The following is a 21,333-nucleotide window of genomic DNA, read 5'->3' as shown; positions in this document are numbered from 1 at the left end:
GGCCCGGCCGGTGGAGTGGTTCGTCACGTCACGGTTGCAGCGGTTTCAGGCGGACCGGCACCTCGTGCAGGAGTCCGAGCGGGTCGACGTATTCACGCCGATTGTGGGCACCGGACTCGCGGCGGGCACCCCAGTGCAGGCAGGCCGTGACCGGACACCCCTCGTGTCCGGCCATCAGCGTTCCGATCGGCGCGCCCTTGCTCAACCGGCTTCCCACGCTCGTCTGCGCCCGCACCGGTTCGTAGGTGGTGCGCAACCCGCCCGGATGATCGATGGACACCACCGATTTGCCTGCCACGTCCCCCGCGAACACCACGATGCCCTCGCCCGCCGCCAGCACGCTCTGCCCGACGACGCCCGCCAGATCGACGCCACGATGCCCCGGCAACCAATTCCGCTCCGGTTTGTCGAACTTGCGTTCCACCGTGGGCCGCGGCCGCAACGGCCAACCGAACTGCCCGGCTTCGGCGGCATCGGCCGGTACCGCACCACTGAGAACAATCGCCACCAGGCAGACGACGCCCAGGACCCGCCCGAAGACCGACCGCACCAGGCGCGCCGCACGACGCGCCTTCCCGGGTCTGCGAGGCCACTCGTCGGGGTCGGGCACCGCAGACGGGGACCGATGGGGCCGGCGACCGCGCGTCGGTGCATCCCGCCCGGTATCGGGCTTCCTGCCGCAGTCGGTCACCCCGAGGCGTACCGAGGTGTCGGCCGTCGGGGAATCGAGGTGGGGAAAGCGAGTCGGCATCGTCGGCCGGGCATCGAGCTTCTCGAACATCGCCGCCACGACCTCAGCGATGCGGCCGCGGCGTAGGCACACGCTGCTGCGCCGCCAGCACCCGCACCATCTCCCGCAGAACCGCGGGCACTTCGGCCGCCGACCCACTGCCACTCCCGGCCCGCACCACGATCTCGATCCCCGATCGGGCACCTGTGCGCTGCTCGTCACCGTGCGCTCGGGCGGGAGCGGAGTTGAGATCATGCACCGTCACCCGCACCGGAACCGGCGCGGGAACAAGCTCGCGCCGTGGCACAACGATCATGGGCACCACGGTCGGCGCCCGACCGCAGATGCCCGTGGCCCTGTTCTTCGATGGGAGGGCCTGCGCTTCGAGCCGTGTGCCTGTCGAGGTCGGCCCGTTTCGGAGCTGGGGCGTTACCGGGACCGTGCCGGGCACGGCCGCACCTTGCGATGGGAGAATCGGCCGACCGGTCCGCTCGGGTGGCCGGGCGAGCACAACGGGTCCCCCCGGGCCGCTTCCCGCGCACCTCGGGTGGTCGGCATCGACCGTAGGTCGAGTGGTCGGCGGAGCGCCGATATCGGGATGCGCAGCCGCAGGCGCGGCAGCGACACCAGCTGCGCAGAGCAGCGGAAACGTAGTGATCAGGGTGCGTGTCAACGTGTTCATGTCCCAACTCTGGGCGCTGGGCAACCCTGCCGGGACAACGATTTCGGGATTGTGGACAACTTTCCCGCTTGTGGATATCGCCCACTTCATCCGTGAAGGGCGGCCGTTGCCCGGGGGCGATTTCGGACCTGGCCCTGGTCCGCGTAGACTGAACAAGCGGTTTGTGCTCAGCAGCCATTGCGTGTGCACAGCACGGACCGACTTCGCGCGCCACCCGTGCTCGTCCATCCGGTCGTCGCTCGCAAAGCAGACGGTCCGCGAGGGCATGTCAGCGCGAGTTCTCCATCGGATGAACAGGGAAATCGTCGGCTGGTCCCGGATTCTTCGAATCGGGTCCGGCGGTTTCGGTGGCGCCAGGGCAGTCGATCGCCGATCGACCGCGACAACCGGCAACGAAAGAGAGATACGAAGGCTATGCCTGTCGTAACTATGAAGCAGCTGCTCGACAGCGGCGCGCACTTCGGCCACCAGACTCGTCGGTGGAACCCGAAGATGAAGCGGTTCATCTTCACCGACCGCAACGGCATCTACATCATCGACCTGCAGCAGACGCTGACCTTCATCGACAAGGCCTACGAGTTCGTCAAGGAGACTGTCGCCCACGGTGGCACCGTCCTCTTCGTCGGTACCAAGAAGCAGGCCCAGGAGTCGATCGCTTCCGAGGCGCTGCGCGTCGGAATGCCCTACGTCAACCAGCGTTGGCTGGGTGGCATGCTCACCAACTTCTCCACCGTGCACAAGCGCCTGCAGCGCCTCAAAGAACTCGAGGCGATGGAGCAGACCGGTGGCTTCGAGGGTCGTACCAAGAAGGAAATCCTCATGCTCACGCGTGAGATGACCAAGTTGGACCGCACCCTCGGCGGTATCCGTGACATGGCCAAGGTTCCCTCGGCCATCTGGATCGTCGATACCAACAAGGAGCACATCGCCGTCGGCGAGGCGCGCAAGCTGAACATCCCGGTCATCGCGATCCTGGATACCAACTGCGACCCCGACCTGGTCGACTACCCGATCCCGGGTAACGACGACGCGATCCGTTCCGCCGCACTGCTCACCAAGGTCGTCGCCTCCGCGGTGGCCGAGGGCGTGCAGGCCCGCGCGGGCCAGGCTTCCGGCGACGCGAAGCCCGAAGCCGGCGCAGGCGAGCCGCTGGCCGAGTGGGAGCAGGAGCTCCTGTCCTCGGCGACCCCGGCTGCCGAAGCCGATGTCGCTGCCGCGACCGAGGCCCCCGCCACCGAGACCCCGGCCGAGGCCGAGGCCGAGGTCAAGGCCGACCCGGCACAGCACACCCCGGCCGACTTCTGAGCTGACCGGTAGCGCACTGTTCACCTTGCCGACCCGTCTGAATTCAGATGCGGTCGGCAAGGTGGCGTAATACCCGAACAAGTAAGTGCATGGCCTCGGCCGAGATATCTTCGCTGGTTTCTCGGCCGCCTCGATCTGGACTGACCAGAGGGTGCGACGAAGGAGTGCCCGCCGGGAAGGAAGATCGAGGCCCACAGGGCCGAGAATCCGCGGCGCCAGCCGCCAAAAATTACAGGAGGCTCGCCCCCGATGGCGAACTACACCGCTGCTGATGTGAAGCGGCTCCGGGAGCTCACCGGCTCCGGCATGATGGACTGCAAGAACGCGCTGGCCGACTCCGACGGCGATTTCGACAAGGCTGTCGAGGTGCTGCGCATCAAGGGCGCCAAGGACGTCGGCAAGCGTGCCGAGCGTGCGACCGCCGAGGGTCTGGTCATCGCCAAGGACGGCGTCATGGTCGAGATCAACTGCGAGACCGACTTCGTCGCCAAGAACGCCGAGTTCCAGCAGCTGGCCGACGCGATCGTGACCGCGGCCGCCGCGGGCAAGCCGGCCGACCTGGACGCCCTCAAGGCGCTCAAGCTGACCGACGGCACCGTTGACGACGCCGTGCAGGCGCTGTCGGCCAAGATCGGCGAGAAGCTGGAACTGCGTCGCGTCGTGTCCTTCGACGGCCCGGTCGCCACCTACCTGCACAAGCGTGCTTCGGACCTGCCGCCCGCCGTCGGCGTGCTGGTGGAGTACGAGGGCACCGGCGACGGCGCTGCCGACGCCGCGCGTGCCGCGGGCATGCAGGTCGCCGCGCTCAAGGCCAAGTACCTGACCCGCGAGGAGGTGCCCGCCGACGTCGTCGACGCCGAGCGTCGCATCGCCGAGGAGACCGCGCGCGAAGAGGGCAAGCCCGAAGCCGCGCTGGCGAAGATCACCGAAGGCCGCGTGAACGGCTTCTTCAAGGACGTCGTGCTGCTCGAGCAGTCCGCCGTCACCGACTCCAAGAAGACCGTCAAGGCGCTTCTGGAAGAGGCGGGCGTGACCGTGAAGCGTTTCGCTCGTTTCGAGGTCGGCCAGGCCTGATCCGCCTGAATTCCACGAAAAGCCTCTTCGGCGCGGTGTGATGCCGCGCTGGAGGGGCTTTCCTCGTCGATCGACCGACCCCACTTCTGGGTGACCGCAACCTGATAGGGCAGGATGGATGCCGCCTGCTCGCCCCGCTCTCGACCTCGCCGAAGGAGACCGACACCCATGACCGACCCGGGTAACGACCGCCCTGGATACCACCGGGTGCTGCTCAAGCTGGGTGGGGAGATGTTCGGTGGCGGTGGGGTCGGCCTCGACCCCGACGTCGTGCAGACGGTGGCCGAGCAGATCGCCGAGATCGTCGAGACCGGCGTGCAGGTGGCCGTGGTGATCGGCGGCGGCAACTTCTTCCGCGGTGCCGAGCTGGAGGAACGCGGCATGGAGCGGGCCCGTTCCGACTATATGGGCATGCTCGGCACCGTGATGAACAGCCTCGCCCTCCAGGATTTCCTTCAGCAGCAGGGTGTGGACACCCGCGTGCAGACCGCCATCACGATGGGCCAGGTCGCCGAGCCCTACCTGCCGCTGCGCGCCAAGCGCCACCTCGAGAAGGGCCGCGTCGTGATCTTCGGCGCGGGCATGGGCATGCCCTACTTCTCCACCGACACCACCGCCGCCCAGCGCGCGCTGGAGATCGGCGCCGATGTGGTGCTGATGGCCAAGGCGGTCGACGGCGTGTTCGACGCCGACCCGCGCGTCGACCCGAATGCGAGCATGTTCACCGAGATCACCCACAAGGAAGTGATCGAAAAGGGCCTGAAGGTGGCCGATGCCACCGCGTTCAGTCTCTGCATGGACAACCAGATGCCGATGCTGGTGTTCAATTTGTTGATCAAGGGCAATATTGCCCGCGCGGTCGCCGGTGAACCCATCGGCACCCTGGTTCGGTCGTGACCCCGCACCCGCGGACGATGACGATGACGACGCTGTGGAGGATTCGGTCGTGATTGATGAAGCGCTCTTCGATGCCGAAGAGAAGATGGACAAGGCCGTCACGGTGGCGAAGGACGACCTGGGCAGCATCCGTACCGGTCGCGCCAACCCGGGCATGTTCACCCGCGTGCTGATCGAGTACTACGGCTCGCTGACGCCGATCACCCAGGTCTCGAGCATCACCGTGCCCGAGCCGCGCATGGTCGTGATCAAGCCCTACGAGCAGAGCTCGCTCGGTCTGATCGAGAACGCCATCCGCAACTCCGACCTCGGCGTGAATCCGACCAACAACGGTGACATCCTGCGCATCTCGGTGCCGCAGCTCACCGAAGAACGTCGCCGCGAGATGGTGAAGATGGCCAAGAGCAAGGGCGAGGACGCCAAGGTCTCGATTCGCAACGTCCGCCGCAAGGCGATGGACGAACTGAGCCGCATCCAGAAGGATGGCGAAGCGGGTGAGGATGAGGTCGGGCGCGCCGAGAAGGAGCTCGACAAGACCACCGCCAAGTACGTGACCCAGGTCGACGAGCTGGTCAAGCACAAGGAAGCCGAACTGCTCGAGGTCTGAGCGCCAGATCTCGCCAGTCCCGCTCGTGCGGGGGATGAACGGAACGACGAGTTGAGCGACGGGACAATCGTGGCCGAAGACGCCGCCGCCACCGGGGCGGCACCGGATCCCATGCCGGACAAGGTCGAGGAGACGGCGACCGCGGCCACGCCGCAGGACGAGCAGCCGCCTGCCCCGGCCTCACGGGCCGGGCGCAATCTGCCCGCGGCGCTGGCTGTCGGGCTGACGCTCGGGCTGTCGCTGATCGCGATCCTGCTGTTCGTCCCGAAGGTGTTCATCGCGGTCGCGGGTCTCGGTGTGGGAGTCGCGACCTGGGAGGTCACCAAGCGGCTGCGCGAAGCGGACGTGCTGGTGCCGCGGATTCCGCTGCTGGTGGGCGGTCAGGCGGTGTTCTGGCTCGGCTGGCCGTGGGGGGCGAGCGGGGTGCTCGGCGCGTTCGCCGCCACCGCGCTGGTGTGCATGGTGTGGCGACTGTTCGATCACGGACTCGGTACCGCGCCGAAGAACTTCCTGCGTGACACCGCGATCGCCGTGTTCACCCTCGCCTGGATCCCCCTGCTGGCCTCGTTCTCGACGTTGCTGCTGCTCGAACCCGACGGCAATCTGCGGGTACTCACGTTCATGATCCTGGTCGTGTGCTCCGATGTCGGCGGCTATGTCGCCGGTGTGCTGTTCGGCAGGCATCCGATGGTGCCCGCGATCAGTCCGAAGAAGTCGTGGGAGGGGTTCTGCGGTTCGCTGGTGTTCAGCGTGATCGGCGGTCTGCTGACCGTCACGCTGCTGCTCGAGGCCAACTCGATGATCGGTGTCGTGCTCGGTGTCGGCCTGGTGGCCGTGGCGACCATCGGTGATCTGATCGAATCGCAGATCAAGCGGGAACTCGGCATCAAGGACATGGGGACGCTGCTGCCGGGGCACGGCGGCATCATGGATCGCCTCGACTCGATGCTGCCCTCGGCGTTCGTCTCCTGGCTGGTCCTCAGCGCGCTGATCTGAGCGTCACGACCTCTTGGCGGCGTGCCGCAGCTGCAGGATGCGAACCCCGCCGACCAGGCCCATCACCAGCGCGCCCGCGATCACCGACAGCAACACGGTGACGCCGAGCGGCAGTTCGAAGTGCCAGAACAGCAGGTTGGTCCGGACCTTGTCGAGATTCTGGATGATGAAGATCAGCAAGACGATGCCGAGCAGGGCCGCAGCCAGCAACGCGATCCAGGTGTAGCCGGTGCGCGATCCGTGCACGGCGTCGCGCGGGGCAGAGACCGGTTCGGTCGCCGGCTTCGCGGGTTCGGCGGGCTTGCTGTGCTTGCCGGTGAGATCGGTCGGCGGCGGGTCGTGCTCGGCCGGTGACGCACCGGATTCTGCGTGTGTACTCATAGTTCGATCATTGCCGACCGCTATCGCTCGTGCACGCATCTTGTCGATAACGTTGCCCGGCGTGGAGACCATGACGGCGCGTTTGGGACAATGGTGAAACTATGGCCATCTCCCTGCCCCTCGTGTTCGATGCCCCGCGCCGCGGCATGCCACCGCGCCACCTCGCCGATCTCGACTCGGACGAACGCAAGGCCGCGGTGCAGGAGCTGGGATTGCCGAAGTTCCGGGCCGACCAGTTGGCCCGCCAGTACTACGGTCGCCTGCAGTCCGATCCGGCGCTGATGACCGACCTGCCCGCCGATGTGCGCGCGAAGGTCGGCGAGACGCTGTTCCCGCCGCTGCTGTCGGTGGTGCGCAATATCGCCTGCGATGAGGGCGATACCCGCAAAACGCTGTGGAAGGCGCATGACGGGACGCTGTTGGAGAGCGTGCTCATGCGCTACCCCGACCGCAATACGCTGTGCATTTCCAGCCAGGCCGGGTGCGGTATGGCATGTCCGTTCTGCGCGACCGGACAGGCGGGGCTCACCCGTAACCTGTCGACCGCGGAGATCGTCGACCAGGTGCGCGCGGCCGCGGCCGATCTACGCGACGGCGAGGTGCACGGTGGTCCGGGCAGGCTGTCCAACATCGTGTTCATGGGGATGGGCGAGCCGCTGGCCAACTACAAGCGGGTGGTGAACGCGGTTCGCCGGATCACCTCGCCCGCTCCCGACGGACTCGGCATCTCGCAGCGGTCGGTGACCGTGTCGACCGTCGGCCTCGCGCCGGCGATCCGCAAGCTGGCCGACGAGGACATGTCGGTGCGCCTCGCGGTATCGCTGCACACCCCCGACGACGAACTGCGCGACACCTTGGTGCCGGTGAACAACCGCTGGTCCATCGCCGAGGTGCTCGACGCCGCACGCTACTACGCCGACAAGTCCGGTCGGCGGGTGTCGATCGAGTACGCGTTGATCCGCGATATCAACGATCAGCCGTGGCGGGCGGACCTGCTCGGTAAGAAGCTGCACAAGGCGCTGGGTCCGCTGGTGCACGTGAACCTGATTCCGCTCAACCCGACGCCGGGCAGCGAGTGGGATGCCAGCCCCAAGCCGGTCGAGAAGGAGTTCGTGCGCCGCGTGATCGCCCAGGGCGTGTCGTGCACGGTGCGCGATACCCGCGGCCAGGAGATCGCTGCCGCCTGCGGTCAGCTCGCGGCCGAGGGCTAGGCACCTACGCGTCTGCGCCGATCAGACGATGCTGCTCGGCGTGACGAAGTCGTCGTAGGGGAGCGGGCCCGCGACGAAGGCGTTGACCGACATGAAGTTCAGGGTGATGTCGCCGCCGTGGTTGTCCAGGAAGGCGATGTCGGAGGCGTCGCGACCGGTGGCGATGCGCACCAGGCTCGAGCGCGGCGCGAGGCCCGTGGGGTCGTAGGTGTGCCACTTGCCGTCTATGTAGGCCTCGCAGACGGCGTGGAAGTCCATCGGTACGCAGCCCGGCGCGTAGACCGCGGCGACCCTGGCGGGGACGCCGACGGCGCGCAGCAGCGCGACCATCAGGTGTGAGAAGTCGCGGCAGACGCCGGTGCCGGACAACAGCGTCTCCACCGCGCCGTCGATGGGCGTGCTGCTGCCCGAGACATAGGTGATCCGCCGGCCGATCCACGACGAGACGCGGTTGGCCACCTCGGGATCGGCGATGCCGTAACCGAATTCGGCCGCGGCGAAGCCGAGTAGCTTGTCCGACTCGGCGTAGCGGCTGGGTCGTCGGTACAGCGAGAGGTCGTAGTCGGAGGGCGGCTCGAGAACGGCGGTGCCGAGGACGGTCGCCTGATAGTCGATGCGGAGGGTGCCCGCCCGCACGTCGAGCACGTGGATCCGGGAACCGTGCGCGCCCACCACTTCGCGCGGCGTGAGGAACTCGCCGTTGAGCGAGCACGTCATGGACTCGATCAGGTCGAGCCCGGGCTGGCGGGCGACAGCGATCTGACACTGCAGCACCGAATCGGCATGGACCGCGACCTCGAGGCGTGCGGAAACATCACGTTTCACGCCCAACAGACTGACAGGCGAATCGGAATCAGGCGAACCGAACCGCGCGAGCGGGTTGCGGCCCAGGCGTTATCGTCGCGGGACCGGATCGACGCGTGCGTCCGAGATCGTTGACTATGGTGCGCGAAACAGCCTCTGTCACAGTCACTCTCGAGCTCGAAGCCGGGAACGCCTCATTGATGATCCTCGGCAAGATGCTCGGTCCGACCGGCGTCCCACCCTTCGAGGTCAAACGACGATACGACGCCGCGACCGCGGACCGGCGCGGCGAGATCATTCCCGCCGTCATCACGATCGACGCCCGCAAACGCTGGACGATGCGGCTCAAGACCCCGCCGACGGCATCCTTGATCCGTAACGCACTCGGCCGACCGGGGTCCCCGCAGCCCGGCCACAAACCGGTCGGCGCGCTCAGCCGGGACCAATTGCGCCGCATAGCGATCCGTAAACTGCCCGACCTGAATACCACCGATGTGGAGGCGGCGATGCGCATCGTCGCAGGCACCGCGCGGTCGATGGGTGTGCGGGTCGAGGAGTGAGCCGAGGCCGTGATGGCGGTCCTCGGTACTCGCGCCGTTAGGGTTGGTGGCGGTCGTCGGTGCGGATATCCCGTCGGCGGCCGGGGAACCGATTCAGCGGACAACGGGGGACCATGCTTGCGACGGGGGACGTCTTCGCCGGGTACGCGATCGAGCGGCAGCTGGGGCGCGGCGGGATGGGGTCGGTGTATCTGGCCAGGCATCCGCGCCTCCCACGGCAGACCGCGCTCAAGCTACTGAACCCGGAGCTGTTCGCCGACAACGAGATTCGTGCCAGGTTCGAGCGCGAGGCCGACCTCGCCGCGCAACTGGAGCACCCCAACATCGTCACGGTGTACGACCGCGGCATCGATGACGGGCGCCTCTGGATCAGCATGCAGTTCGTCGACGGCGTCGACGCGGCGACCATCGAACACCCCGTTACGGCCGAGCGTGCCCTGCATATCGTCGAGGCCACGGCGGCTGCGCTCGACCACGCGCATCGCAGCGGCGTCCTGCACCGCGACGTGAAACCGGCCAACATCCTCCTCGCTGATGTCGACGGCAAAGAACGCGTCGTGCTCACCGACTTCGGCATCGCCCGCCCGCGCGACGACGTCCACCACCTCACCCGGACGGGCTCGTTCACCGCCACCCTCGCCTACGCGGCCCCCGAGCAACTCACCGGCGCCCATCTCGACCACCGCGCCGACCAGTACGCCCTCGCCTGCACCCTGTACTCGTTGCTGACCGGCGTTTCTCCATTCGATGCCACCAACCCCGTCATGGTCATCCAGGGACACCTCCAGACCCCGCCGCCGTCCCTGCGCGCCCGCCGTCCAGACCTACCCGCCGGACTGGACGCCGTCCTAGCCCGCGCCCTGGCCAAACGCGCTACCGACCGCTTCGACTCGTGTGCGGAGTTCGCGGCCGCGGCGCGGCGTGCGCTCAGCGAAACCGGTGCGCAACCCACTGTGTTCGCCGGGCACTCGATGCCCCGAGGCCCACAGCGGAGTCACCTCGCTCGACATCCTCAGGCGTCACACGCAGCTGTGCCCCAACCGTATTCGGGGTATGCGCAGTCCCCGTTCGCTATGCCCGCGCAGCCGAATCCGGGCCATCCGATGCCGGTGCGGCGACGTAGTCGGATGCCGATCGTCCTCTTGCTGGTGGTGGCATCGGTACTCGGGGCCGGGTATTGGGTGTGGCAGGACAAGCAGTCCGCCCTTGCCGACTTCCTGCAGCGATCACAGGGACATCAGGACCTGGATGCCCTACACGAGGCCTTCCCTCAGATGACGCCTGCCGGCTACAGCTACGGCCGCGGTTTCGGGGGTCGAAACTGCTCGGCCACGGTGAAGCCGCTGGGGTACGGCGATCCGTGGACCAAGACGTTCGGCGGCTACGAGGCGAGTCGGACGTGCTCGGACCAGAAGATGGTCGATACCCACTACGCGTTCTATACCTACCCGACGGCCGACGCCGCCGCCGCGGTTGTCGCACGGTTCCGTCGGGAAACGAAGGACCACGGCCAGTCGTCGACTGGTACCCGCACCGATGACCGCAGGGAACAATCCGCCGACGGCCGGTACAACGGCTCCGCGATCATCTCGACGTTCTCCGAACCAGCACGCGCCCGCTGGGTGCTGCTGTTCTACCGCGGTTCCGGCGTCACGCCGTTCCCGGGCCACACGGTGGAGGCGAACATGCCGATCCTTGTCGCCGACGTCGCGAGCTTTCCGCTGGGCTGAATTCACGCCCCCTCCGCTGCTCCGATGCCCGCGACGTCGCGAACGGCGCTTTGGTAGGGTCCAGCCGTCGGACGAAGAGCGAGATTCGGGGGTCAGAGTGGTTTCTGACGGGACGGTGTTCGCCGGCTACACGATCGACCGGCAGCTGGGTCAGGGCGGGATGGGGTCGGTGTATCTGGCCAGGCATCCGCGTCTGCCTCGGTGGACCGCGCTGAAGCTGCTGAATCGGGAGTTGTTCTCCGACAAAGAGATCCGGGCCAGGTTCGAGCGGGAAGCCGACCTGGTCGCCCAGCTCGATCATCCGAATATCGTGACCGTGTTCGATCGCGGGGTCGAGGGTGACCAGCTGTGGATCAGCATGCAGTACATCGACGGGATCGACGCCTCCTCGCTGGATCCGCACACGCTGCCGCCGGACCGGGCGCTGCAGATCATCGGTGAGACCGCCGCCGCGCTCGACTACGCGCACCGCGCGGGTGTGCTGCACCGCGACGTGAAGCCCGCCAATATCCTGCTGGCGCGTTCGAGCAGCCAGGAGCGGGTGTATCTCACCGACTTCGGCATCGCGCGGCTACGCGACGATTCGGGTCACCTGACCGAGACCGGCTCGTTCACCGCCACGCTGGCCTACGCCGCGCCCGAGCAGCTCACCGGCGCCGCCCTCGATCACCGCGCCGACCAGTACTCCCTCGCCTGCACGCTGTACACGCTGCTGACCGGCAGCGCGCCCTACGAATCGACCAGTCCGGCCGCGGTGATCACCGGTCATCTGCAAGCGCCGCCACCCCCGGTGAGTCCGCGTCGCGCGGGTCTGCCGCAGGTGCTCGACGCCGTGATGGCGCGCGCGCTGGCCAAGCGGCCCGCCGACCGGTTCGCCTCGTGCGAGGAGTTCGTCGACGCCGCTCAGCGGGCTGTGCGCACCGGAACCACCGGGGCTCGCCCGCTCGCCCGCCCGACCTCGGGCGCGCACGCTCAGCCGTTCGTCGGCATGCAGCCCATGCGTCCGGTGAGTTCGACGGGCACGCCCATCCCGCAGTTCAACCCCGCGCCGATGCCCCCGCGGGTTCCGCAGCCGCAATACGCACCCCCGCCGCAGTACGCACCCGCGCCGCAGCATTGGCAGCAACCGGCCCGGATACCGAATCCGCCGCCGCAACGAGGTGGCTGGGGATCGGCCCTGGGCGCCTATGCGCTCCTGCTCGTCGTGATCATCGTGGTCGCCGGAGTGATCGCGCTGCTGGCAAACCTCTGATCGGCCCGCCGAGCGGATCGGCGGGTGCCATATTCTGGTCAGAATGAGCGACTTCGACGTCACCGCCGCCGACTCCATCGACCTCGACCGGTTGCGTCGTTTCGTCGCCGTGGCCGAGGAGTTGCACTTCGCGCGCGCGGCCAAAGCCCTGCGGATCCCGCGGCAGGCACTGAGCGCCACCGTGATCGAGCTGGAGGAAGAACTCGGCACCCGCGTGTTCGTGCCCGGCGCCTCGCCCACTCAGCTCACCGACGACGGCAACGCTCTGCTCACCCGCGCCAGGGACCTGATCCGCGCGCAGGAGCAGGCCGATCGGGAGCAGAAGCCCGACGCGCCCGCGAGCCTGCGGGTGGGGTTCGTGCCGGGGGTGACGGTGTCGAAGTGGGCGCGGATCTGGGGTGAACGCCTGCCGGACCATCCGCTCGAGGTCGTCGGCGTGGCGCAGGGCGAGCAGGAATCGGCGCTGCGCGAGGGCCGCATCGATCTGTGCTTCGTCCGGTTGCCCATCGACCGGACCGTGACGAACGCGATCCCGCTGTGGCAGGAGACGCCCGTCGCGGTGGTGCGGAAGGAGGACGCGCTGTCGTTGCTCGAGTCGATCAGCCCGGCAGACCTGGTCGACGAGACGATCCAGGACAGCGCCGATCTCGATCAGGCCGTCGACACTCTCGCCTTGGTCGCCGCCGTCGGCGGCGCGGCGATCATGCCGCAGTCGATCGCTCGCCTGCACAATCGCCGCGACCTCGTCTACCGCCCGATCAGCGACACCGAGTTCACCGAGATCGCTTTGGCCTGGCCCACCGGGACCGACAGTGATCTGCTCGAGGAGTTCGTCGGCATCGTGCGGGGCCGGTCGGCGAACAGCTCGCGCGGCGGCGTGGCGGAACCGGAAGAGCGCGCCGCGGCTCCCGCTCGCAAACCGGCGGCCAAGAAGCCCGCCGCCAAGAAGCCGACGCCGAAGAAGCCCGCCGCGCGTGGTCGCAAGCCTGCCCGCCGCGGCCGCTGACACACGAAACGCCTGCGGCGCGAAATGATTGCCGCAGGCGTGGACGTTGTCGGTCGAGGAGCTACCTCGGCATCCGCCGGGTGAGCGAGTCGACGACCAGGATGAGCGCCATCAGAGCGGCCAGGCCGACGAGGAAGATGTCCTCGACGTGGCCCTGGTGGTTGCCGATGGTCATGCCGAGCAGGGCCACGATCACTACCCACGCCGCGATGCGGAAGGTCTTGCGCGACTCACCGCTCCAGCCCCATGCTGCCGAGGGCACCTCGGCGGGGTCGACGCTGGTGGCGACGGCACGCTCGGTGCTGGCTTTATCGAGGTCCGTGGCTGCCACGATCGCTCCTAAGGGCTCGAGTTCTGGTTGGGCGAGTGAGCATATCGTGGCATACGACCGTCCGTCGTAGCCAGCAGCCCTGCCACAATGGGCCCGTGTCCCACCCCACAACGCGTGCCGCGCACGACAGGTCCCCGTCCACCGATCGGGTGAAGGTGCTGCTTCTCGGCAGTACCGGGTCGATCGGTACTCAGGCGCTCGAGGTGATCGCCGCCAATCCCGACCGCTTCGAAGTGGTCGGCCTGGCGGCGCGCGGCGGCAACCCGGCCCTGCTCGCCGAGCAGATGGCGGCCACCGGCACCCGCAATGTCGCCGTCGCCGATCCCGCCGCCGCCCAGGCGCTCGATCTCGAGCTCGGCGGCCCGGACGCGGTGACCGAACTGGTCCGCCGCACCGACGCCGACGTCGTGCTCAACGCCCTGGTCGGTTCGCTGGGGCTGGAACCCACCCTGGCCACGTTGCAGGCGGGGACCCGTCTCGCGCTGGCGAACAAGGAATCCCTGGTGGCGGGCGGCTCCCTGGTGACGCGCGCGGCCGCTCCCGGCCAGATCGTGCCCGTCGACTCCGAGCACTCGGCGCTGGCCCAGTGCTTGCGCGGCGGTCGCGCCGAGGAGGTCGACCGCCTCGTTCTCACCGCCTCGGGCGGACCGTTTCGCGGCTGGACCACCGAGATGCTCGAATCGGTGAACCCCGCCGAGGCGAAAACCCACCCGACCTGGTCGATGGGCCCGATGAACACCCTGAACTCGGCCTCGCTGGTCAACAAGGGTCTGGAGCTGATCGAGACGCACCTGCTCTTCGGCGTGCCCTACGACCGCATCGACGTCACAGTCCACCCCCAGTCGATCGTCCACTCGATGGTCACCTTCGTCGACGGCTCGACCCTCGCCCAGGCCAGCCCCCCTGATATGAAACTGCCCATCGCCCTGGCGCTCGGCTGGCCCGACCGCATCTCCGGCGCGGCCGCGGCCTGCGATTTCGGCACCGCCTCCACCTGGACCTTCGAGCCGGTCGACGACGAGGTCTTTCCCGCGGTCCGCCTGGCCCGGCAGGCGGGTGAAGCGGGCGGCAGCGTGACCGCGGTCTACAACGCCGCCAACGAGGTCGCCGTCCAAGCATTCCTCGACGGCAAGATCACCTTCCCCGCCATCGTGCGCACCGTCACCCGCGCGGTAGAGGCCGCCGACCGTTGGCACGCCGAACCCGATACCCTGGACGACGTCCTCGCGGCCGACCGCTGGGCAAGGGAGTACGCGGCAGAAATCATCGCCGCGAAAACGACGCCCTGACCCCGACGGACTAGCGAGACCACCACGTTTTCGGCCGCCCCGGATCCGAGGGGCGAGACGGAACGCCGAAGGCGCAGTATCGCCCCTCGGATTCGGGGTGACGAGGCCGAAAACACGCGGCGCCAGCCGCCAAGAACACAGGAGTCACATGGTTTTCGCGCTCGGGTTCGCACTGTTCGCGCTCGGCATCACGATTTCGATCGCGCTGCACGAGTGCGGGCACATGTGGGCCGCGCAGGCCACCGGCATGAAGGTGCGCCGGTACTTCATCGGCTTCGGGCCGAAGGTGTTCTCGTTCCGTCGCGGGGAGACCGAGTACGGGCTCAAGGCGCTGCCGTTGGGTGGCTTCTGCGATATCGCGGGCATGACCGCACTCGACGAGCTGGAGCCGGAGGAAGTCGACCGGGCGATGTATCGCCAGTCGACCTGGAAGCGCCTCGTCGTGATGTTCGGCGGTATCGGCATGAACTTCCTGCTCGGCTTCATCCTGCTGGTTGCCCTGGCGATCGGCTGGGGCCTACCGCAGCTCGAGCAGCCACCGGCCACGGCGCTGGGCACCATGAGCTGCGTCGCGCAGGAGACCCCCGAGAAGACCCTCGCTCCCTGCACCGGCGAAGGACCCGCCCAGCGCGCCGGACTGCAGCGCGGTGATGTGGTGAAGGCCGTGAACGGCGTCGAGGTGACCACCTGGGCACAGTTCCAGGCCGAAACCCAGAAGCAGACCGGCCCGTTCACCTACAAGATCGAACGCGGCGGCGACACACTGACGGTCTCGGTCACCCCGGAGCGGGTCGTGCGCTCGCCCAAGGAAGGCCCGAGTCGAGAGGTGAGCGCGGTCGGTGTCGGCCCCGACTACGCCGAGCCGAAGCAGTACGGCCCGATCGCCGCGATTCCGGCCACTGTCTCGTTCACCGGTGATTTCTTCGTCGAGACGGTGAAGTCGCTGGCGAAGATGCCGCAGAAGGTGTCCGCGCTGTGGGAGGCGGTCACCGGCGGCGAGCGCGACCCGGAGACCCCGGTCAGCGTCTACGGCGCCAGCCGTATCGGTGGCGAGACCGCGGAGCGTGGCCTGTGGGGCATGTTCATCCTGGTCCTGGCCAGCCTGAACTTCTTCCTCGGCGCGTTCAATCTGCTGCCGTTGCTACCGCTGGACGGTGGGCATATCGCGGTGGTGCTCTACGAGAAGATCCGCAACACGATCCGCGGCTGGCTCGGCAAGGCCCCCGGCGGTCCCGTCGATTATCTCAAGCTGCTCCCGGTGACCTATGTGGCGGTAGTGATCGGTGGTGCGTTCATGCTGCTGACCCTGGCCGCCGACATCGTCAACCCGATCCGGCTGCCCTGATAGCGAGATGACCGGTGTCGTGCCCCTCACAGGGCGCCCGGTCACTCCGCGCGACTAAGCTCGGCAACAACAAACCAGGTCGATCCGCGAAACGTACGAAAGAAGGCAGCCGAACGTGACCAGCACAATCGGATTGGGGATGCCCGCCGCCCCCGCTGCTGTTCTCGCACCCCGGCGCAAGACCCGCCAGCTGATGGTCGGCAATGTCGGCGTCGGTAGCGATTCGCCGATCTCGGTGCAGTCGATGACCACCACCAAGACCCACGACATCAACGCCACGCTGCAGCAGATCGCCGAGCTCACCGCCTCGGGCTGCGACATCGTGCGGGTGGCCTGTCCGCGCCAGGAAGACGCCGACGCGCTCGCCACGATCGCGAGGAAGTCGCAGATCCCGGTGATCGCCGACATCCACTTCCAGCCGCGCTACATCTTCGCCGCGATCGACGCGGGCTGCGCCGCCGTCCGCGTCAACCCGGGCAACATCAAGGAATTCGACGGTCGCGTCGGCGAGGTCGCCAAGGCCGCGGGCGCCGCGGGCATCCCGATCCGCATCGGCGTCAACGCGGGTTCACTGGACAAGCGGATGCTGGAGAAGTACGGCAAGGCGACGCCCGAGGCGCTGGTGGAGTCGGCGCTGTGGGAGGCGAGCCTGTTCGAGGAGCACGGCTTCGGCGACATCAAGATCTCGGTCAAGCACAACGACCCGGTGATCATGGTGGAGGCCTACCGCCAGCTCGCCGCGCAGAGCGACTATCCGCTGCACCTCGGCGTCACCGAGGCGGGCCCGGCGTTCCAGGGCACGATCAAGTCGGCGGTGGCCTTCGGCGCGCTGCTCAGCGAGGGCATCGGCGACACGATCCGTGTCTCGCTCTCGGCGCCGCCCGCCGAGGAGATCAAGGTCGGCAGCCAGATCCTGCAGTCGCTGAACCTGCGCCCGCGCAAGCTCGAGATCGTGTCCTGCCCGTCGTGTGGACGCGCCCAGGTGGACGTGTACACCCTGGCCGATGCGGTCGCCGCCGGCCTGGACGGTCTGGAAGTGCCGCTGCGCGTCGCGGTGATGGGCTGCGTCGTGAACGGACCGGGCGAGGCACGCGAGGCCGATCTCGGTGTCGCCTCCGGCAACGGCAAGGGGCAGATCTTCGTCAAGGGCGAGGTCATCAAGACCGTGCCCGAGCATCTGATCGTGGAGACCCTGATCGAAGAGGCGATGCGCATCGCCGAGGAGATGGGCGAGCAGCCGGGCGCCGAGCCCGTTGTCTCCGTCAGCTGAAGCCCGCTCCACTCACAGTCCTACGACGGATTCGGCGGACCCGTACCGCTCGGCGTGCTTTCGTGGCAGGCTGGTGCCGTGCGGAGTCTGCTGGAGCCGACGCGACGGTCCAAAACCGCTCCCGCGCGTCCGGTGGCCGTGCGAGATCTGGCTGAAGTGCTGCGCGTCCTCGATACCGACCCGGTGGCCTCGTGCATGATCGCCGCCCGCGTGCAGGAATTCGGGCTCGACTCCCGAACCGGCGCCGGTGAGCTGTGGAGCCGCGGCGGACCGGCCGACTCCCTGTGTTTCTCCGGCGCCAATCTGGTTCCGCTGCGCGGTGACCAGCAGGCCTTACGCGCGTTCGCCGATCGAGCGGGCCGCTGGCCACGAGTGTGTTCCTCCGTGGTCGGCAGGCAGGAACTCGCCCTGCCGCTGTGGGAGATGCTGCTCCCGTCCTGGGGGCCTGCGAGGGAGCTGCGTGCCGATCAACCCCTGTTGGCGATGGCCAGGCCCGCCGCCGCGCGCGCCGACGGGGGAGTGCGCCGCGTGCGACCCGACGAGATCGACCGCTACCTGACCGCCGCGATCGCGATGTTCATCGAAGAGGTCGGCATCGACCCGCGCGCCGGTGACGGCGGTCGCGGCTACCGGCGGCGGATCAAGAGTCTCATCGAATCCGGCAGGGCCTGGGCACGTTTCGAAGACGGCGAGGTCGTCTACAAGGCCGAGATCGGCGCGCTGTCGCGACGGACCGGCCAGATCCAGGGCGTGTGGGTACATCCCGACTACCGGGGCGCGGGGGTGGGCACCGCGGGCACCGCGTCTGTCGCCAATGCCGTTGTGGCAACAGGCCGTACAGCCAGTCTCTACGTCAACGACTACAACCGGATCGCCCGGCGCGCCTACAGTCGAGTGGGTTTCCGCCAGATCGCTACCTTCGCAACCGTATTGGTGGACTGAAACTTCGGCGCGTGGCGTCGAGGTCAGCGGGCTCTTCGCCGCTACCATCGGTGCCGATGAGGACACGGATGCTCACCACGTGCGCGGTGGTCGCCCTCGCCGTCGCGGCGACCGCCTGTTCTTCCGGCGCCCAGGGGCCGGTGCCCGCCGCCGACGCCTTCGCCGCGGCGTTCGCCGAACACGATCTCGCCGCGGCGGCGGCACTCACCACTGCGCCCGAGAAGGCCACGGCGGCACTGACTTCGACGTGGCAGGCGTTGCAGGCGGAGAAGTTGTCGATCCGCACCGGCGACGCGCGCGTCAACGGCGACACCGCCACGGTCGACTACACCTACGAGTGGACCCTGCCCAAAGGCCGCCAGTGGACCTATTCCGGCGAATTGCAGATGGGCCGCAGCGACGGACGCTGGCTGGTCCGCTGGAGTTCCGCCGACATCCACCCCAAACTCGGTGACACCCAGAGCATGGAACTGCGCACCCGCCCCGCGCCGCGTGCCAGGGTCAACGAGTCGGCGGGCAGCGACGTGCTGGTTCCCGGCAAGGTCTCGCGCGTGAAGTTCACCGTGGCCGACGCCCCCGACCCCAGTCGGGTCGCCGGAGCGCTCGCCGCGGCGCTGAGCCGCATCGACCCGGTCGCCTACACCCCGCAGACCATCCTCACCTCGGCGCGCAAGACCGACGGCGCGCACACCGTGGTGCTGCTCAACGAGTACGAGGCCGAGACCATCGGCGGCGAACTGATCGGCCTGCCCGGTGTCACGCTGACCCAGGAGTGGGACATGGTGCCCACCGACCGCAAGTTCGCGCCCGACCTGCTCACCCAGGTCCGCAAGACGGTGATCGCCGAGGTCGACGGGAAGGCGGGCTGGAGTGTGGTCACCCGCAATGCCGACGGCGCCGATCTCGATGTGCTGCACGAGGAAGCGGCCCAACCCGCACCCTCGTTCGCGCTGAGCATCGACCGGTTCGTGCAGAACTCCGCCCAGCACGCCGTGGACCTGCGCACCGAGCAGACCATGATGGTGGTGCTCCGCCCGTCGACCGGCGCGATCCTCGCGGTGGCCCAGAACAAGGCCGCCGACCGTGACGGTCCGGTGGCCACCAGCGGACAGTATCCACCGGGGTCGATCTTCAAGACGGTCACTGCCTCGGCGGCGATGGCTTCCGGGCTGGCCACACCCGAGACGGTGCTGCCCTGTCCCAGCAGCACCATCATCGGCGAACGCACCATCCCCAACTACAACATGTTCTCCGTCGGTGACGTGCCGATGGCGACCGCCTACGAGCGGTCGTGCAACACCACCTTCGCCAGGCTCGCCAGCAAACTCGAACCCGACGCGCTCACGCAGGCGGCGGCACGCCTCGGCGTCGGCCAGGACTACCGGGTCGAAGGACTGCCCACCATGTCCGGTTCGGTGCCGAAAGCGGAGGGGCTCGTGCAGCGCGCCGAGGACGGCATCGGGCAGGGGCGTGTGGTGGTGAGCCCCTTCGGGATGGCGGTGATGGCCGCGACCGTCGCCCACGGGGCCGCGCCGGTGCCGTATCTGATCACGGGCAGGCCGACCGAGATCACCGGCGATCGGCCCGCGATCGCGCCGGAGGTGGTCGAGGGGCTGCGTTCGATGATGCGCATGGTGGTCACCGGCGGCACGGCCGAACGCATCAGGGATCAGGGCGAGGTCTACGGCAAAACCGGCGAAGCCGAAGTCGACGGTGGATCGCACTCGTGGTTCGTCGGCTATCGCGGGGATATCGCCTTCGCGACACTGTTGGTCAAGGGCGGCAGTTCCGACAACGCGGTCGCGGTCACCCGGGACATGTTCGCCGCACTGCCCGCCGGCTACTGAGTCGTCAGGCCCCGGACCACCGCGAGCGACGTGCTTTCGGCGTGCGACGACGCCGTGTCGTGCAGCACGTTGTAGCTGACAACGGGCTCGGGCGCGGCCCCCATGGCCGCGCTGTCGAGGACATCGATGGCGGCCGCGCCGCCGAGGATCATCCCCGCAGTGGTCAAGATCAGAGTGGAACGCCTCATAATTCGTCTCCCACATTCAGGGTTTCGACGTGTTCGCGGTGCAGCCGTTCGATTGTCTGAGGATTAGCTGAAGCACCACCGTAGAACGGCCGTTACTGCGGCAACAGGCGACGGCAGCAAGCGACACACAATTGTTGCCCTATGTGCGGGCGTGTTCGAACACAACCGCTATCGACCCGTGATGAAAAGGTGAATTATCGGTTTCGATCGCGCAAAGGCACTGATCAGAGGTTGTGCCCGGGTAACTTTCCGAATTTCACGCGTATCAGCCGCGTTGCAGAGTCGCCGCGAGGTGATGCTGCAAAGATTCGCCGACCGCCGCCATCCGCAACGTGTACTCGATGGTGTCGCCGGTGACATGGAATGAGCGTCCCACCGCGGTAACCGGCTTCGCCGATTCGCTCAGACCGATATTCGTGGAGTTCAATTCCAGACGAATTCCGTCAACCGTTTCGGTGATCGTGCCTTCGCAGATCTCGGTGATTCCGGTCGGATGGGCGAGCACGAGTTCGACCCGGCCGGGCGCCGGGCTGCGCAGGTAGCCGGTCTCGGCGTGCAGCGGCCTGCCGTCGGAGCCGGCCTTGGTCCGCTGCTTGTAGGTGAGGAACGGTCTGCCCAGGTGCCCGAAGGTGATCTCCTCGACGTAGTCGAAGGATTCGATGGTCGGGTATTCACCCCTGCCCCGACCGCGCCAGGTACCGAGTAGTGGTGCCAGGGCGGCGATGTCGGGATGCGGGGCGATGTTGGGGGAAGGTTCGACCACGGCCGACAGCGTAGCCCTGCGCTTCCTGCCACGGTCACGGCACACCACCGCATCACCCACGATAAGGTCAGCCTCGCCTGAACGCCGTCCGGCGGAGGGTCGAAAGGAAAAAGATCGTGAACG

General features: G+C 67.9%; 21 protein-coding genes and 1 pseudogene. 15 read left to right on the top strand and 7 right to left on the bottom strand.

Translation table 11 applies throughout. From position 1 onward, the window contains the following. Nucleotides 1-28: 28 nt before the first annotated feature. The gene (locus QX204_RS22715; protein ID WP_301908080.1) at nt 29-511 is read right to left on the bottom strand and encodes a M23 family metallopeptidase; all 483 of its coding nucleotides are present in this window, start codon (nt 509-511) and stop codon (nt 29-31) included. Nucleotides 512-794: 283 nt separating this feature from the next. Further along, nucleotides 795-1,046, bottom strand: coding sequence for a hypothetical protein (locus QX204_RS22710; protein ID WP_301902128.1), 252 nt, complete (start codon nt 1,044-1,046; stop codon nt 795-797). A gap of 780 nt (nt 1,047-1,826) precedes the next feature. Between QX204_RS22710 and rpsB the strand changes: the two genes are divergently transcribed. The 5 genes from rpsB (at nt 1,827) to QX204_RS22685 (ending at nt 6,291) form a co-directional block, all read left to right on the top strand. Next, nucleotides 1,827-2,717 (top strand): 30S ribosomal protein S2, encoded by an 891-nt coding sequence (gene rpsB, locus QX204_RS22705; protein ID WP_301902126.1) that lies wholly within the window; start codon nt 1,827-1,829, stop codon nt 2,715-2,717. Nucleotides 2,718-2,966: 249 nt separating this feature from the next. Continuing rightward, on the top strand, nt 2,967-3,791 hold the full coding sequence (gene tsf, locus QX204_RS22700; protein WP_301902125.1) for a translation elongation factor Ts: 825 nt from the start codon (nt 2,967-2,969) through the stop codon (nt 3,789-3,791). Between the two features lie 168 nt (nt 3,792-3,959). Next, nucleotides 3,960-4,688, top strand: a complete 729-nt coding sequence (gene pyrH, locus QX204_RS22695; RefSeq protein WP_056811778.1) for a UMP kinase — start codon at nt 3,960-3,962, stop codon at nt 4,686-4,688. A gap of 49 nt (nt 4,689-4,737) precedes the next feature. After that, complete coding sequence (gene frr, locus QX204_RS22690; protein ID WP_056815675.1) at nt 4,738-5,295, top strand: ribosome recycling factor; 558 nt, start codon at nt 4,738-4,740, stop codon at nt 5,293-5,295. Between the two features lie 111 nt (nt 5,296-5,406). Then, entirely contained in the window at nt 5,407-6,291 is an 885-nt protein-coding gene (locus QX204_RS22685) for a phosphatidate cytidylyltransferase (protein WP_301908079.1), read from the top strand. 3 nt (nt 6,292-6,294) lie between these two features. Here the strand turns inward: QX204_RS22685 and QX204_RS22680 are convergent, their stop codons facing one another. Beyond that, nucleotides 6,295-6,672, bottom strand: a complete 378-nt coding sequence (locus QX204_RS22680) for a LapA family protein (protein WP_301902123.1) — start codon at nt 6,670-6,672, stop codon at nt 6,295-6,297. 101 nt (nt 6,673-6,773) lie between these two features. On the opposite strand from QX204_RS22680, the gene rlmN reads away from it, so the two are divergent. Beyond that, entirely contained in the window at nt 6,774-7,883 is a 1,110-nt protein-coding gene (gene rlmN / locus QX204_RS22675; RefSeq protein WP_301902122.1) for a dual-specificity RNA methyltransferase RlmN, read from the top strand. A 21-nt stretch (nt 7,884-7,904) separates the two neighbouring features. Here the strand turns inward: rlmN and QX204_RS22670 are convergent, their stop codons facing one another. Beyond that, the gene (locus tag QX204_RS22670; protein WP_301902121.1) at nt 7,905-8,708 is read right to left on the bottom strand and encodes a transglutaminase-like domain-containing protein; all 804 of its coding nucleotides are present in this window, start codon (nt 8,706-8,708) and stop codon (nt 7,905-7,907) included. 116 nt (nt 8,709-8,824) lie between these two features. Between QX204_RS22670 and QX204_RS22665 the strand changes: the two genes are divergently transcribed. The 4 genes and pseudogenes from QX204_RS22665 to QX204_RS22650 all read left to right on the top strand — a co-directional run bounded on the left by QX204_RS22665 (nt 8,825) and on the right by QX204_RS22650 (nt 13,235). Further along, nucleotides 8,825-9,247 (top strand): uL11 family ribosomal protein, encoded by a 423-nt coding sequence (locus QX204_RS22665; RefSeq protein WP_301902120.1) that lies wholly within the window; start codon nt 8,825-8,827, stop codon nt 9,245-9,247. A 113-nt stretch (nt 9,248-9,360) separates the two neighbouring features. After that, entirely contained in the window at nt 9,361-10,977 is a 1,617-nt protein-coding gene (locus QX204_RS22660) for a serine/threonine-protein kinase (RefSeq protein WP_301902119.1), read from the top strand. Between the two features lie 97 nt (nt 10,978-11,074). Then, a pseudogene (locus QX204_RS22655) lies at nt 11,075-11,893 on the top strand (serine/threonine-protein kinase); the annotation flags it as partial. Between the two features lie 379 nt (nt 11,894-12,272). Beyond that, nucleotides 12,273-13,235, top strand: a complete 963-nt coding sequence (locus QX204_RS22650) for a LysR family transcriptional regulator (RefSeq protein ID WP_301902118.1) — start codon at nt 12,273-12,275, stop codon at nt 13,233-13,235. Nucleotides 13,236-13,296: 61 nt separating this feature from the next. On the opposite strand, the gene QX204_RS22645 is transcribed toward QX204_RS22650, so the two are convergent. Continuing rightward, a complete protein-coding gene (locus tag QX204_RS22645) occupies nt 13,297-13,566 on the bottom strand; it encodes a DUF2631 domain-containing protein (RefSeq protein WP_301902117.1) in 270 nt (89 codons plus the stop codon). 95 nt (nt 13,567-13,661) lie between these two features. Between QX204_RS22645 and dxr the strand changes: the two genes are divergently transcribed. The 5 genes from dxr (at nt 13,662) to QX204_RS22620 (ending at nt 20,259) form a co-directional block, all read left to right on the top strand. Next, nucleotides 13,662-14,855, top strand: coding sequence for a 1-deoxy-D-xylulose-5-phosphate reductoisomerase (dxr, locus tag QX204_RS22640; protein WP_301902115.1), 1,194 nt, complete (start codon nt 13,662-13,664; stop codon nt 14,853-14,855). Nucleotides 14,856-15,003: 148 nt separating this feature from the next. Further along, a complete protein-coding gene (locus QX204_RS22635) occupies nt 15,004-16,200 on the top strand; it encodes a M50 family metallopeptidase (RefSeq protein WP_301902113.1) in 1,197 nt (398 codons plus the stop codon). 115 nt (nt 16,201-16,315) lie between these two features. Beyond that, nucleotides 16,316-17,470, top strand: coding sequence for a flavodoxin-dependent (E)-4-hydroxy-3-methylbut-2-enyl-diphosphate synthase (gene ispG, locus QX204_RS22630; protein ID WP_056811752.1), 1,155 nt, complete (start codon nt 16,316-16,318; stop codon nt 17,468-17,470). A gap of 78 nt (nt 17,471-17,548) precedes the next feature. After that, nucleotides 17,549-18,412 (top strand): GNAT family N-acetyltransferase, encoded by an 864-nt coding sequence (locus QX204_RS22625; RefSeq protein WP_082843988.1) that lies wholly within the window; start codon nt 17,549-17,551, stop codon nt 18,410-18,412. Nucleotides 18,413-18,468: 56 nt separating this feature from the next. Then, nucleotides 18,469-20,259, top strand: coding sequence for a penicillin-binding transpeptidase domain-containing protein (locus QX204_RS22620; RefSeq protein ID WP_301902108.1), 1,791 nt, complete (start codon nt 18,469-18,471; stop codon nt 20,257-20,259). On the opposite strand, the gene QX204_RS22615 is transcribed toward QX204_RS22620, so the two are convergent. Both QX204_RS22615 and QX204_RS22610 read right to left on the bottom strand, forming a co-directional pair. Next, a complete protein-coding gene (locus tag QX204_RS22615) occupies nt 20,253-20,447 on the bottom strand; it encodes a hypothetical protein (protein WP_301902107.1) in 195 nt (64 codons plus the stop codon). The two genes, QX204_RS22620 and QX204_RS22615, sit on opposite strands and share 7 nt — an antisense overlap. Nucleotides 20,448-20,712: 265 nt before the next feature. Then, a complete protein-coding gene (locus QX204_RS22610) occupies nt 20,713-21,210 on the bottom strand; it encodes a peroxynitrite isomerase (RefSeq protein WP_301902106.1) in 498 nt (165 codons plus the stop codon). Between the last annotated feature and the right edge of the window lie 123 nt (nt 21,211-21,333).

The sequence above is a fragment of the Nocardia sp. PE-7 genome (assembly GCF_030486425.1).
Taxonomy (GTDB): Bacteria; Actinomycetota; Actinomycetes; order Mycobacteriales; family Mycobacteriaceae; genus Nocardia; species Nocardia salmonicida_A.
The sequence above is the reverse complement of the archived record's forward strand: the minus strand, read 5'-3'. Positions and strand labels throughout refer to the sequence as shown.